Raw genomic sequence first — 14,041 nt, 5'->3', positions numbered from 1 at the left:
TTGGCTTTTTCAAGGCGTTTATACCAGAGGGCGAAGCCTGTTTTATCCCAGTACAGCACCTTAATCTTATCGCGCTGTTTATTGGTGAACAGAAATAGAGCACCGCTGCCAAGAGGTAGGTCCGTATCATTTTCGACAATCGCTGCAAGACCGTTGATGGACTTTCTAAAATCGACGCTTTCACGATAAAGGTAAATCTCTGGCGCGCTGAGCATACCTTTCATGACAACGCTCCAATGAGTTCAGCAAGATAGGCCGCTGGCGTACCTTGAGGAATGCTCAGCTCCACATCATTGATGAGAAGTGTCATGTTAGCCGTAGCTATCTGGGCCTGATACTTGGTTGTCTTTTCGACGATTTCGGCTCTAACAAATCCGACAGATCCCGATTGGTTTGCTGTTTGGAGTTGACGCCGTTTGGCAAAGAACGTGGATAAACTCAGTCCATGCTCTTCACAAAAAGCGCGTTGGGTAACACTGCTGCTTTCATATTGCTCAAACAGTGATTGCCATTCTAGGTTGGTGCGTCGTTTTGCCATTTCAACTCTCCTTTGGGTTGGAGAGATGATCTTATTCTTCGTGCCGGTTAATTAGAATGCGGGGTTCATGACGCGCTTACAATGCGAAAGCTAATTTTCCATTTTGGGTTTTTAACAAAATTCGTAACTAGAATAATATCTTTCTCCCCGTATTATTAATACGGAGAGGAACATTCAACAAACAAGGTAACCTGCATGATAACGAGATATTTATCGGATAAGTTTTGGTAGGGAAAATACGCATTAACAGCATGTGAATGAGTATTTAATCTAAGCGATAAAGGGGCATTTTCGTGTTTGATGCCCCTCAGCAAATCTTGCCCCTCAGCAAATCTGTGATCACCAAGCGATTCTGTCGCCCCTACGCTGTGATCTAGTTCCTACCCTAATTTAGATTTCCTACTCACCTCCCACTCAAAAAACCAATTGACTTTATTCATCTTTCAAGGTAAATAGACTACAATGATTACACAACAATAAAGTTGGGTTATGATTCCTGAGTTTAACGAGCAAGGAAATCTTCCTGAGGGTATTCACTACGCCTCAATGCAAGAATTGATTGACCGTTTTGGTTACAACGCCAAAAGAGCATGGTTACTCGATGGGCTAAGTTTGTTAATCAAGAACTTGGGCTCAGCAGGGTGCAATTTAATTTATGTTGATGGCAGCTTTGTTACCGAAAAGGAAATACCTGGCGATTATGATATGGCTTGGAGCATTCAAGGCGTCGACCCAAACAAATTAGACGCTTGTTTACTACTAGCGCTTCCCGCACATAGGAATGAGATTGAACTTAAGTATAGAGGTGATGTTTTCCCAGCAGAAATACCAGAAGGTGCTAGCGGTAAGACCTTCCTTAACTTTTTCCAACAAGATAAAAATACAGGTCAAAAAAAGGGAATTGTGGCGATTAATATTGGGGGTGAGCAATGATTAAAAACTCAAGACAACTCGCACTAACGAAAAATCAAGTACAAGAATTCAATACTACTATCCATGCTCTTGAAGAGGGTACAAGCGACACTCATCCCCTTCTTATGCAAGCACAAAAAAATGCTCTTATTTTTCAACGAGACGACCTCTTGAAGGAAATAGAAGAGTACGAACAACTCTTATCAGGGGAGTTTGCTGTTTTCGATGTCGATAATATTGCTGATTTACCAAAGGCTCTTATTCGCTCAAGAATATATTTGGGCTTAACTCAGAAAGATCTTGCTGAAAAGCTAGGTATGAAAGAACAACAAATACAACGATACGAAAATACTGAGTATTCATCAGCAAGCTTCTCTACCATCGTTTCTATAATTAGAGCTCTAGACTTAAAGATAACTGAAGATGTCTTTTTACCGAAAGCATCCCGAACTAAAAATCTTTTATTAGCTAAGTTATCCGATGCCGGGTTAGAGGAATCTTTCATTGAAAAGAGGATAGCTCCGCGTGAAATACATAACTTTGATCGCGATTCTTGGGTTGAAAGAGTTTGTGAGAAAGTCAGTACCATTTTTGGGTGGACCAAAGAACAACTTCTTGGTGATGAACCTCTATCTATAGGACGAGATGGAGCATTAGTTGCTAGATTTAAGATGCCCGCAGGGGCTAATGAGCAATACGCAAGCGCATATACACAATATGCTTATACTGTTGCTAAATTAGCTATTAGATACTTCAACAAGCCTAAAGAAGTATTAAATGAAGATGCTGAAATCATCAGAAATGAAATAATCGGCAAGTACGGTGATGTTAGTTTTGAGTCTTTACTTTCTCATGCCTATGATAAAGGTGTTATCGTTCTCGGCTTAAATGATTCAGGTGCATTTCATGGCGCAACCTGGAGAATATCACACCGAAATATTGTCGTACTCAAACAAAAGACACTCCATACTTCCCGCTGGTCATTTGATTTACTGCATGAGCTATATCACGCTAGCCAACGACCAGAATTAAGTGAATTTTCATTAATTGAGTTAAGTGAAACCAGTGATGAAAGAAGGCTAGATCAGGAGGAGATCGAAGCTAACAAGTTCGCTTCTAAAGTATTATTAGGGATGGAAGCGGAAAATTACGTCAATATGTGTTTTGCAAGCGCGAATGGTAACCTTGCATGGCTCAAAAATGCTGTCATACAGATAGCAGAGCAATATGATTTAGATTGCGGTGTCTTGGCGAATCAAGTTGCAAACAAACATGACATTATGGAAAGAAAGGTCGGTCGAAAATCGACTTGGTGGGGAACCGCTCACAACTTACAACAAAAAAACTGTGATCCTAGAGAAGTGTGCAACTCAAAACTTAAAGAGCACATATCCATTGAAGATATGGATGAGTTTGATAGAGAGTTCTTTGAACAAGCCATATACACGTAAGTAAAGTTTTAATTCTTTTTAAAGCCAGCCTTTAGGTCAGTTTAGTTCGGAGTTAGAGCATTAATAACTAAACGTTTTTTGTTTATTTTCACCTAGTTGTCATTTAACAGGCTTATAGTTGAATAAGGAATGGTTGTTCACGCTCGAAGAATTCAGTGAACAAGCTGAAGAAGCAATTTTATACTCGGCAACAGAAGCTAGCCTACGATTAAACGTAGATCACGCAATTGCCATCATGAAAGAGTTAGAAGCTAATGAAGACACAGAGAGTATTCAATAGACTAGTATCAAATGACTTCGCTAATGCATCGCCTGAAGATGTTAAAACAGTTGCGTTGGCTGTTTGGCATGAGTCTTTCGTACCGACTGTAGAACACTTGAGGAAAGAAGCTTTGAAACGTGCTGGTTACTTGGTTGATAAGCTAATGCGGTTTAATTGTGTTCCTACTGCTGTAAAGCAGCAGCTGTGTAATCTACGTGACCAATTATTACAATTCGCTGAAGCAGTAACATCAAAATGTGAAAAACTAGCCAAACAATGGGGTTTAACCAGCGATCTTAAACGCGAAGTTAGTTCTTTGCTTGAATTCCAAACTAGGCACTACCAACACGCATAAACTCAGATTCAAATGAAGAGGGATTATTTATCAGTTCTATAAGTCAAAGCTTCCGAAAACTTCGACAAGGTAACGGTAGCTTTGCTTACTAGCTAAACTGATTACTTTCTTTTTTTGATGTTAATCTATAAATCATACTTTCAAAGCTCATTTCAATTGAAGCGGCTTTCACTACGACACTCCATTTTAGCTCTAAACAGTGCTATTCATTAGCCATTAAACGAGTTTTCTATCATAACCTCTTCAACAAACAACGAAGCTCTAACTATCCATTTCTAGACATATTTTGCTTGCTAGTTAAATCTGACTAAGAGTTATGGCGTTTTTAAATACAAAAAAACCAGCTCATGGCCGGTCTTATGAATTAGGTACAAGTAATAGCTCATTGCGGAGAAAGAGTAATTTTCTTTGCTTTACCAGCTTTAATTGCAGCATTACAAGCTTGCGACAACTTACGCATAGCTTCAAGCTTACGTTTGTTAGTTACTTCATTTTTTTTTAAACGCATAATTTATTCCTTCAGTGCCAAAACTACACCATGAATCATATTCTAGTTGATCTGCGTACTTCCTTGCAAGCAAATTATAGAACAATACTAACCTTTCATCTACAGCAGAAGCCGTATAAACAATCACATTTTTACTTCTCGAATGTGACAGGATCAAAGCTGCTATGACTCTACCTAAAAGGTTTAACTGCTGTCTAGTAATCGCTCTTTCTGGTTGCTCAAAGAGTGTTTGATTTTCGATGTTTGACTTTAAGTCAAACTTAATCTCAAAACAATTTTCGTTGAGTTTCATTCCTATTCGGTCTTCGGTATCCTCCAGCCTACCATCACTAAAGTCACCTTCTGTCGACGGAGTTAGGTAAACAGTGTACTCGCTCTCCATGATGTTGCATTCTATTTGATAAACAATAAAACCTAAATCAACTTCTGTTAACTCTATAGGTGGTAAGTTTCGATGATCTAAAAACTTGAATACTTCTGAAACATCACCGATTACCGTAGGATTACTAGTTTCACTATTAGAAACAATGTTGTAGTTTACAAATTTAGCTCCAGACGCCAAAGCATTTGCCTCTAATGCAGCTAAAGGAAAACCATTGTTACTAACACCAAGTACTATTAGGAGATCGTTTACTTCCCACTCAATATTGAAAAGGTCTACACAAGGGACATCTTTGCATTGAACGATACTGTCTGGTTCATTTATACAACCATGAAGATGTACCGCACTCCCTCCAGCTTTCTCAATTAAGTCATCAATATTTAAAGTGTAATGTAGAAACTCAACTCCTAGTGATTGACAATATGTTTCGAGATACATACATTCGTAATGTGCTCGATTCGGTAAAAATTGCTCATATTTATGCCGAATTTTCTTTACAAGAGCCAATACTTCACAAGGTGAAGCTCCTTGGAATGCTTGGTATTCAGGTGTATTTTTAATATCTTCATATGCAGGCAGTTCTGAAGGAACAGAAAGCCCAGCACCTGATAAAACAATCACTTTCATAGTTTGGATACGTTATTGTCTATCATAATTACCAACTTTCTGGCGTTTCGCGGTATTTTATCAATATAATACAGTCATTGGTAGTAAAGCATTGATACTTGGTTATGCAACAAGAAGATAAGACAACCATAAATCCCCCAACACTTCTAGTTTCAAGTTGCTTTGCGTAACCTAAAACGTAAAAATTAACTCAAACGCCTTAAATTGCTTCTAGCCAGAACTTGCCGATGGTTTAACTTCCTGTGAATCTACTTCGAATTAACTTTAATCTTTATCTCTCCAACAATTTATCCTTCTTAAAGAGAAGATTTTATGGCGACAAATTGGCGACAGAATCTCCCGAAATACAAAGTTATATGTTTTTATACGCAGTTAAACTTTCCATAACCTATTGATATTTATTCTAACACCTTGAAATACAAGACAGTCGATTTGATCGATTAAGTTCTAACGTATAACGATTAATTACACTTCAGCCCTTGTTTAACCTTTTATTGCCTCCATATTTTCCATACAATCCTAAGCGATTATAAATAAAAACAATTTCAATTTCGGAGTCCTCATGAGCGACGTAAAGCACTGTAATTTATTGATTCTTGGTTCTGGCCCTGCTGGCTATACCGCTGCAGTTTACGCTGCTCGTGCAAACCTAAACCCAGTACTGGTTACCGGTATGCAGCAAGGTGGTCAGCTTACCACCACAACAGAAGTTGAAAACTGGCCGGGTGATGCTGAAGGTTTAACGGGTCCTGCTCTAATGGATCGCATGAAAGAGCACGCAGAGCGCTTTGAAACAGAGATCCTGTTCGACCACATTAACGAAGTCGATCTATCAAACCGCCCTTTCCGTCTTAAAGGCGATTCTGGCGAGTACACGTGTGATGCATTGATCATCTCAACGGGCGCATCAGCTAAGTACCTAGGTTTAGATTCTGAAGAAGCATTCAAAGGCCGTGGCGTTTCTGCTTGTGCAACGTGTGATGGTTTCTTCTACCGCAACCAGAAAGTTGCAGTTGTGGGTGGTGGAAACACCGCTGTTGAAGAAGCACTTTACCTGTCTAACATCGCGTCTGAAGTGCACCTTGTTCACCGCCGTGACACGTTCCGCGCTGAAAAGATCCTAGTGAAGCGTTTAATGGACAAAGTAGAGAACGGCAACATTGTTCTTCACACTGACCGCACGCTAGACGAAGTTCTAGGCGACGACATGGGCGTAACGGGCGTTCGTATTAAAGATACTCAGTCTGATAAGACAGAAGACATCGAAGTAATGGGTGCATTCATTGCTATCGGTCACCAACCAAACACTGAAATCTTCAAAGGCCAAGTCGACATGAAAGATGACTACATCATCGTTCAGTCTGGTCTTGAAGGTAACGCAACGCAAACCAGCATCCCAGGTGTGTTCGCTGCGGGTGATGTAATGGACCACAACTACCGCCAAGCAATTACTTCTGCTGGTACAGGTTGTATGGCTGCACTGGATGCTGAACGCTTCCTAGATGGCCTTAACGATAAGTAAATCTGAGATTGCAGATTTGATTATCGGTGCTCTCGCCTCAGTAGATGCAGGGCGTCATCACATTTTGTTGTAAATCCCTAGAGCCCAGTGGTATATCCACTGGGCTTTCTTTTGTATACTAGCCGCCCTCAACAAATAATAATTATCATTAAGCCTTCATAATGGATAAGAAAAAACAACGCAGCTTGAACAAGTGGCTTAAGCAACAGAGTAAGTTAGCGAAACGCTGGCTTATGATTGCGATTAGCCTTGGCGTACTTTCAAGCGTGTTCTTAATTGCTCAAGCAGCTCTTCTCGCCTCTATTCTTCACCAGCTGATCATCGAGAATGTCGATAAATCTGAACTGGTTGGTCATTTCGCAGGCTTGGCATTATCGGTCGTTGGCCGTGCTGGCTGTACATGGGGACGTGAAATCGCAGGTTATCGCTGTGGTGAACAGATCCGTGTCTACATCAGGCAACTCATCCTAGATAAGTTACGCGAGTTAGGCCCTGCTTATATCAAAGGCAAACCTGCGGGTACGTGGGCAACGCTGTTGCTAGAACAAGTAGAAGACATGCAAGATTTCTTCTCTCGTTACCTGCCTCAGATGTCTCTGTCGGTAATGATTCCATTCATTATTTTGGTTGTGGTGTTCCCAGTAAACTGGGCTGCTGGCCTTATCTTCTTGCTGACTGCGCCACTGGTGCCGATGTTCATGGCACTTGTGGGTATGAAAGCCGCCGATGCAAACCGTAAAAACTTCAAAGCGCTGCAGCGTCTTTCAGGTCACTTTTACGACCGTTTGCAGTCAATGACGACTATCCGTCTATTCGACCGCACCAACGCTGAAACAGAAGTACTTAAAGGTGCATCTGAAGTGTTCAGAACGCGTACCATGGATGTGTTGAAAATTGCTTTCTTGTCTTCTGCAGTGCTTGAGTTCTTCACGTCGATCTCGATCGCGATGACAGCTGTTTACTTTGGTTTCACCTACATCGGTGAGCTTAACTTCGGTCACTACGGTGTTGGCATTACGCTATTCGCGGGTTTGTTTATCCTTATTTTAGCACCAGAGTTTTACCAACCTCTGCGTGACTTAGGTACTTTCTACCACGCGAAGCAACAAGCGGTTGGCGCAGCCGAAAGTATTGTCGAGTTCTTAGAAACAGACATCACTAAGGTTAAATCAGGCGACACTCAACTCGATCCGGCTCAAGGCATTAATATTGAAGCTACCGACCTAAAAGTGTTAAGCTCTGAAGGCGTTCAATTGGTTGGTCCTATCTCGTTCGCACTGAACACTCGCCAATCGACTGCGTTAGTTGGCCCAAGTGGTGCGGGTAAAACAAGTTTGATCAATGCCATCCTTGGTTTCATGCCTTATGAAGGAAGCTTGAAAATCAATGGGGTTGAACTGCGTGACTTAGACTTAGCCTCTTGGCGTAAAACGATTAGTTGGGTTGGTCAAAACCCATTGTTGTTACACGGCAGCATTCGTGACAACGTCACTCTTGGTAAGCACGATATCGCTGACCAAACAGTTCAAAACGCACTAGAGCAATCATTTGCTAGCGAGTTCGTTAACGAGCACGGCTTGGATTACATGATTTCTGATCGCTCTGGTGGCCTGTCTGTTGGTCAATCTCAACGCTTGGCACTAGCTCGCGCAATGATTCAAGACGGTCAGTTCTGGTTGCTAGATGAACCAACAGCCAGCCTAGATACTCGTAGCGAACAGTTAGTGATGAAAGGCATCAATAGCAACATTGAAAGCCGCACTGCCCTACTTGTGACGCACCAACTCGCTCCTCTTAAATCAGTCGATAATATTCTGGTTATGCGCGATGGTGGTCTGGTTGAACAAGGTCATTACTCTCAGCTTTCGACTGCGGGTGGTTTGTTTGAAGAGATGCTGAACGCGAACTTAGCTCAACAAGATAATAAGGGTAATTTAGATGCGTGATTTACTGCCTTACCTGAAACTCTATAAAAAGCATTGGTTTGGCCTATCGCTAGGCATGCTATTGGCTTTTGCTACTCTGTCGGCTTCTATCGGCTTGTTAACGCTATCAGGCTGGTTCATTTCAGCTTCTGCGGTTGCAGGCCTTACGATTGCGCGTGAAACCTTCAACTACATGCTGCCGGGTGGTGGTGTACGTGGTTTGGCAATGAGCCGTACTGCGGGTCGTTGGGGTGAACGTGTTGTCAGCCATAATGCAACATTCAAATTGTTAACTGATCTGCGTATCTTCTTCTTCAAGAAGCTGGCTCCGCTGATCCCAGGTCGTATCTCAAACCTTCGAGATGCTGACCTTCTCAACCGTTTGGTTGCTGATGTAGACGCCATGGATCACGTGTACTTACGTTTAGTAAGCCCAGTGACGGTGGGTGTGTTCGGGATTTTCTTCCTGACTCTGTTCTTGATGTGGTTCGATAGTTCGCTTGGTTTGATCTTGGGTTCTATCCTTCTGATCATGCTGTTGGTTTGGCCAATCTTATTCTACAAGCTGGGCAAGCGTAACGGCGGTGAACTAACACAGAACAAAGCTGATCTACGTGTGACTACACTCGATTGGATTGAAGGCTACAGCGAACTGACTCTATTCGGTGCAGAAGAACGTTACCGTAATGCAATTCTAGAAACGCAACACAAGCTGATGGCGAATCAGTTTGTAAACGCCAACCTAACCGGTATGGCTTCAGCAGCGCTAATGCTGTTCAACGGTTTGACGCTGGTTCTTATGCTTTGGCTTGCGGCTGACGGTGTGGGTGGCAATGCACCAGACCCGTTCATCGCGCTAATGGCGTTCGCTACTATGGCAAGTTTTGAACTGCTGATGCCTATCGCAGGCGCGTTCCAGCATTTAGGTCAAACTCTGTCTTCTGCTCGTCGCTTGAACGAAGTGATTCTGTCGGAGCCTGAAGTTCAGTTTGCTGAAGAGAAACTCGACATCAACAAGCCGCTTGATATTACGTTCTCAAACGTGACGTTCAACTACCCTGACTCTGAGCGCAGTGTTCTGAACGCTGTTGACCTAACGATCCCTGCCACGCACAAGGTTGCGATTGTGGGTCAAACGGGTTCTGGTAAATCGACTCTGATTCAGCTTCTGACTCGCTACTGGGATCCTAAAAAGGGCTATATCTCAATCGCGGGCATTGAACTGACACAATGGAATGAATCACAGCTTCGTGAATCAATCAGTGTGGTAAGCCAGCGTGTCGACATCTTGAATGGCAGCCTACGCGACAACTTGTTGATTGCGAAACCAGATGCCAACGATGAGCACCTAACTAACATCCTTAAAGACGTTGGTCTAGAAAAGCTACTTGAGAATGACGCGCTTGATAGCTGGTTGGGTGACGGTGGTCGTCAACTGTCTGGTGGTGAGAAGCGCCGTATTGGTATTGCACGTGCGATTCTTCATGATGCCCCTATCCTGCTTCTCGATGAGCCGACAGAAGGCTTGGATAAGCAGACAGAACACAGCATCATGGCGCTGTTCGAGAAGCACTTCGAAGGCAAGACGGTTATCTTCATTACGCACCGTTTGATTGGTCTTGAATCCATGGATTCTATCGTTCTGATCGAACAAGGTGACATTGTTGAACATGGCTCTCACGAGACACTACTGAATGCACAAGGGCGTTACTTTCAACTTCGTCAGGCAATCTAGCTCCTCATAAGTTATAAAGAAAACGATTCAAAGCCCGAGTTTATACTCGGGCTTTTTTGTGTCTTTATGTTTTTGTATCTTCACTCTTGAGCAATCTATTAGGCAAGTTTGGTTTTAAGCCTCTTTACTAAATCACTGACTTATCGAATTGGTTTTAAACAAAGTTCTGTTTGAGCTTCTCTTCCAACGCTTTGACGCACAGTTTGATGGCAATCGGTGTGTTTGAGGCGAATGGATTCAACGCATAAACCGTGTTTGTGGGTAGTTGAAAACTTGGTAAGAGATCGACCACTTCATTTGATAGTTGACGAAGATAGAAGTCTGGGATCACACCAATGCCAACGCCAGATTTGATCAACGCGAGACAACTATGAAAGGAGTTCGTAGTGCAACTTGCTTGTTGTTGGTAAATAAAGTTTTGATCTGTTTGAGAAGTAAAGTGATGAGAAACTTGCTTACCTTGCCATGAGTTAGCAATGTAAGGAATAGATTCAAGCTCACGAGAACGCATGCTTTCAACGCCACACAACACGTCTTTAAACTCGCCCAAGCGTTTCTGCTTTAGGTTACTGTCACGAGAAGTTCCTACTCGTACTGCGAGATCAATATCGTGTTCCATGAAATCTAAGTGCTGATCATCGCTTATCAGCTCGGGTTTTAGCTTGGGATATTGCTTCATTAGATCTGCGACAACAGGGGCGACGAGCAAGTCCATAAGAGCATTCGGTGCAGTAATACGAATCCGACCTTGTGGCTCTTCTAGCTCAGCTTTGGCCATATCCCAAGCCGAGTCAGCAATCACGTTGATGTCTTTGCAGCTTAAATAAAAACGCTCACCCATACTGGTCAGAGATTGCCTCCGTGTTGTGCGTTTGAGAAGTGAAGCCCCTAACTCTTGTTCCAGAATTTTGAGGTGCTGACTGACGACGGACTTAGACAACTCAAGCTTTTCAGCCGCAGCTGATACTGAGCCCTGCTCTACGATGTGAGCGAAAATCGACATCTGCTTTAGCTTACTCATCTTATTGTTCTCTTTTTACATACAGTATTTTCTATTATCTCTGTTTTTCAACTTAATTTCCAAGGCTAAACTGAATCCAACTTATCGAGACACCCAAATCAAAGACACAGTGTTTGAAAGAAGACTGTTATGGAGAAAGACAATGTTAGACAACCAAATTTTAGAAGCATGTAAGCAAGGCATTAACGCGTGGCAGAAAGCATTCAACAGCCAAGATGCGAAAGGTTGTGCAGATCAATATGCTGAAAGCTGTGTAATGGAAGCGCGTCCATTTGGTACTTTTGAAGGTCGTGAAGCGATTCAAGCATTTTGGCAAAACATCATCGACCAAGGCTTCAAAGACGTTGATTACACAGACGTTACGTGGGAAGAGCACCCAGAGGGCGGCTACATTTTGACGGCTAGTTGGACAATGAACAAAGCGTTTGGTGTTGTGCATCGTGAGCACTGGGCACTAGAAGCCGATGGTTGCGCTCGTTTAATCAGCGATGACTTTGAGGTTCAAGGCGAACGCTAGAGCTGCTCGCTTTTAAAAGAACAAGCCGCTTTAAAAAATAATGCGATAACAATAGTTATGTCGCTAAAAAATAGTTATGTCGCTAGAAAATAGTTATGTCGCTAGAAAAACAAAGGCCGGTAGTCTGAATCAGACTACCGGCCTTCTCTTTTTATTCCAGCCGGTTATCGACTGCTTACGAAAAACAACCGTTATAGTGCCGCTTTCTTCGCTTCTGTAATCCAAGCATCAAACGTATTTCGGTTCGCTTTGATCCAACCGTTTACGTGCGCTTCGATATCAGCCGAGCTGTTCTTACCTTTACTCATCATCATGTTCTGAGCACTTACATCATTGATGTTAAGTTTGATGATTTCAAAAAGCTTCGCCGCAGATGGGTTGTTCTTAGCAAACTCTTTGTTCGCAATAATACGCATCGAGTTCATTTCGAAGCCGTAGTTCTTACCGTTAGACAAAGTAGTATCAACATTCGCACGATCACCCGGAAGTGAAGAGAATGGAACTTCTAACCAAACTACGTCTTCGTTAGGAACCAATACACCACTTACCCAATAAGGTGTCCACGTGTAGTAAAGAACTGACTCGCCCTTTTGGTAACGTGAAATCGTATCTGCGATGATCGCTGCATAGTTACCTTGGTTGTGAGTAACGGTATCGTCCAATTTGAATGCAGAGATTTGGTGTTCGATGACCATCTCACAACCCCAACCAGGGTTACAGCCCGTCAGGTCTGCTTTGCCATCGCCATCAGCATCAAACAGCTTAGCGATTTTTGGATCAGTCAATTGACCTATGTTAGTGATGTTGTACTTTTCAGCGGTTTTCTTATCAATAAGGTAACCTTGAGCGGCACCACTTACATATTGGCCTTCACGGTAGAATTTGTCATCGCCACCCGCCATTTTGTATTTATCAGCGTGTAGTGGGAACCAACCTACGGTTAGGAACGTTGCATCACCTTTTGCAATTGAGGTGTAAGCTACGTTGTAGTCCACTTCTTGTGTTGATTTCACGTCGTAACCAAGCTCTTCTAAAGCACGGTTAACAATCAGTGTTTGGAACGTTTCTTCAGCAACTGAAGATTGAACAGGCTGAACTGATACACCTTCACCCGGTAAGCTTGCAGCCCACACGTTCGTTGATACAGCCAGTGTCGAAACGATGCCAACGGCTAGCTTACTCTTCCATGAATTATTCATTGGTGTTTTTCCTTAGTTGTAGTTCTGATTGTTTACCGCGATTTAAAGCTTTTAGCACAAGGGAAACAGGCCCCATGTGATACCAGCGTAATTTTGTATTACCTGCATTTACCCCAAGAACTTGGGTAATGCGGTCAAGTAGGATTGCAAGAATAACAATGCCTAGTCCACCAACAGCGGCCAATCCCATATCCAGTCGGCCAATACCTCTCAGTACCATTTGACCTAATCCACCTACCGCGATCATTGATGCGATAACCACCATCGATAGCGACAGCATCAGTGTTTGGTTCACGCCCGCCATGATGGTTGGCAGTGCAAGTGGTAGTTGAATTCGGTAAAGCATCTGCTTTTTGCTGGCACCGAATGAGTGACCCGCTTCGATCAACTCTTCCGGTACTTGCTGAATACCCAAGATAGTCAAACGTACAACAGGAGGAAGTGCGAATATGATCGTCACCACCACACCCGGAACGTTACCGATACCAAACAACATTACGATGGGTACAAGATAAACGAAGGCTGGCGTCGTTTGCATGGCATCAAGAATTGGGCGTACGAATTTAGCCGCGGTATTGCTGCGAGCGAGCCATATCCCCATGGGTAAGCCGATCAGCAGACAGAAGAATACCGATGTCATGACCAGTGAAAGCGTGGTCATCGCTTCAGACCAAGCGCCAATCAAGCCAATAAAAGTCAAAGAAACGGCTGTAGCCAAACCAAGCTTCAGGTTTGAAAACTGCCATGCAACGAGAAACAAAATGATCAACATGAATGGTGCAGGTGTCGACACCAACGCCGTTTCAAATGAACTTAGAATGAAATCGATAGGCACACGGATTGCTTGAAACAATGGACGTCCGTGCTCAACTAACCAATTCAGTCCAGACTCTACCCAAGTGTCGACGGGCAACACTGCTTCTGCAAAAGGGTTAAGTGGGTCAAAAGGTGTCGTTTCGACTGTTTCGCTGCTTAACCAATCTGCTGATGGGGAGGTATCCGCTGCTTGACCCCAAGGATCACTTGCAGGTTGAGCTGCTGGAGCTGATTGAGACCATGGGTCATTATTTGTTTGTTCAGACGACAT

Annotated in this window: 15 protein-coding genes; 8 read left to right on the top strand and 7 right to left on the bottom strand. The window is 43.0% G+C overall.

Going from position 1 to position 14,041, the window contains the following annotated elements:
• Together tnpB and ACED59_RS22100 are read right to left on the bottom strand one after the other, a co-directional pair.
• Nucleotides 1-224: IS66 family insertion sequence element accessory protein TnpB (gene tnpB / locus ACED59_RS22105; RefSeq protein WP_371704970.1), on the bottom strand; the 224-nt coding region annotated here is incomplete at its 3' end.
• Complete coding sequence (locus ACED59_RS22100; RefSeq protein WP_102258483.1) at nt 221-538, bottom strand: hypothetical protein; 318 nt, start codon at nt 536-538, stop codon at nt 221-223. The genes ACED59_RS22100 and tnpB, both read right to left, overlap by 4 nt.
• A 489-nt stretch (nt 539-1,027) precedes the next feature.
• Here ACED59_RS22100 and ACED59_RS22095 point away from each other — a divergent pair, with 489 nt between their 5' ends.
• From ACED59_RS22095 to ACED59_RS22080, 4 genes are all read left to right on the top strand, one after another.
• Nucleotides 1,028-1,471: a hypothetical protein gene (locus ACED59_RS22095; protein WP_102556165.1), complete on the top strand. Its 444-nt coding sequence runs from the start codon at nt 1,028-1,030 to the stop codon at nt 1,469-1,471.
• On the top strand, nt 1,468-2,901 hold the full coding sequence (locus tag ACED59_RS22090; protein WP_017083871.1) for an XRE family transcriptional regulator: 1,434 nt from the start codon (nt 1,468-1,470) through the stop codon (nt 2,899-2,901). The genes ACED59_RS22095 and ACED59_RS22090 overlap by 4 nt, the downstream gene beginning before the upstream one ends.
• 118 nt (nt 2,902-3,019) lie before the next feature.
• Entirely contained in the window at nt 3,020-3,181 is a 162-nt protein-coding gene (locus ACED59_RS22085) for a hypothetical protein (protein ID WP_158008979.1), read from the top strand.
• Nucleotides 3,156-3,518 carry a hypothetical protein gene (locus ACED59_RS22080; RefSeq protein WP_017083873.1) on the top strand — a complete coding sequence of 121 codons (363 nt, stop codon included), beginning with the start codon at nt 3,156-3,158 and terminating at the stop codon, nt 3,516-3,518. Before ACED59_RS22085 ends, ACED59_RS22080 begins: the two co-directional genes overlap by 26 nt.
• A gap of 382 nt (nt 3,519-3,900) precedes the next feature.
• On the opposite strand, the gene ACED59_RS22075 is transcribed toward ACED59_RS22080, so the two are convergent.
• Entirely contained in the window at nt 3,901-4,026 is a 126-nt protein-coding gene (locus ACED59_RS22075) for a hypothetical protein (RefSeq protein WP_017083874.1), read from the bottom strand.
• Entirely contained in the window at nt 4,007-5,035 is a 1,029-nt protein-coding gene (locus ACED59_RS22070) for a hypothetical protein (RefSeq protein WP_017098634.1), read from the bottom strand. The genes ACED59_RS22075 and ACED59_RS22070 overlap by 20 nt, the downstream gene beginning before the upstream one ends.
• A gap of 562 nt (nt 5,036-5,597) precedes the next feature.
• Here ACED59_RS22070 and trxB point away from each other — a divergent pair.
• The 3 genes from trxB (at nt 5,598) to cydC (ending at nt 10,217) form a co-directional block, all read left to right on the top strand.
• On the top strand, nt 5,598-6,557 hold the full coding sequence (gene trxB / locus ACED59_RS22065) for a thioredoxin-disulfide reductase (RefSeq protein ID WP_004733400.1): 960 nt from the start codon (nt 5,598-5,600) through the stop codon (nt 6,555-6,557).
• A gap of 161 nt (nt 6,558-6,718) precedes the next feature.
• Complete coding sequence (cydD, locus tag ACED59_RS22060) at nt 6,719-8,503, top strand: cysteine/glutathione ABC transporter permease/ATP-binding protein CydD (RefSeq protein ID WP_017098635.1); 1,785 nt, start codon at nt 6,719-6,721, stop codon at nt 8,501-8,503.
• Complete coding sequence (gene cydC / locus ACED59_RS22055) at nt 8,496-10,217, top strand: cysteine/glutathione ABC transporter ATP-binding protein/permease CydC (protein WP_017098636.1); 1,722 nt, start codon at nt 8,496-8,498, stop codon at nt 10,215-10,217. Before cydD ends, cydC begins: the two co-directional genes overlap by 8 nt.
• A gap of 154 nt (nt 10,218-10,371) precedes the next feature.
• On the opposite strand, the gene ACED59_RS22050 is transcribed toward cydC, so the two are convergent.
• A complete protein-coding gene (locus tag ACED59_RS22050) occupies nt 10,372-11,238 on the bottom strand; it encodes a LysR family transcriptional regulator (protein WP_371704969.1) in 867 nt (288 codons plus the stop codon).
• Nucleotides 11,239-11,380: 142 nt separating this feature from the next.
• On the opposite strand from ACED59_RS22050, the gene ACED59_RS22045 reads away from it, so the two are divergent.
• On the top strand, nt 11,381-11,755 hold the full coding sequence (locus tag ACED59_RS22045) for a nuclear transport factor 2 family protein (RefSeq protein ID WP_029223160.1): 375 nt from the start codon (nt 11,381-11,383) through the stop codon (nt 11,753-11,755).
• 191 nt (nt 11,756-11,946) lie between these two features.
• Here ACED59_RS22045 and proX read toward each other — a convergent pair whose 3' ends face one another.
• On the bottom strand, nt 11,947-12,954 hold the full coding sequence (proX, locus tag ACED59_RS22040) for a glycine betaine/L-proline ABC transporter substrate-binding protein ProX (protein ID WP_017098639.1): 1,008 nt from the start codon (nt 12,952-12,954) through the stop codon (nt 11,947-11,949).
• Nucleotides 12,947-14,041: a glycine betaine/L-proline ABC transporter permease ProW gene (proW, locus tag ACED59_RS22035; protein WP_017098640.1), complete on the bottom strand. Its 1,095-nt coding sequence runs from the start codon at nt 14,039-14,041 to the stop codon at nt 12,947-12,949. Before proW ends, proX begins: the two co-directional genes overlap by 8 nt.

This window comes from Vibrio sp. FF266 (genome assembly GCF_041439695.1).
In the GTDB taxonomy this organism is placed as follows: domain Bacteria; phylum Pseudomonadota; class Gammaproteobacteria; order Enterobacterales; family Vibrionaceae; genus Vibrio; species Vibrio tasmaniensis_A.
Note: the sequence above shows the minus strand (reverse complement) of the source record. Positions and strands in the feature narration are given on the sequence as shown.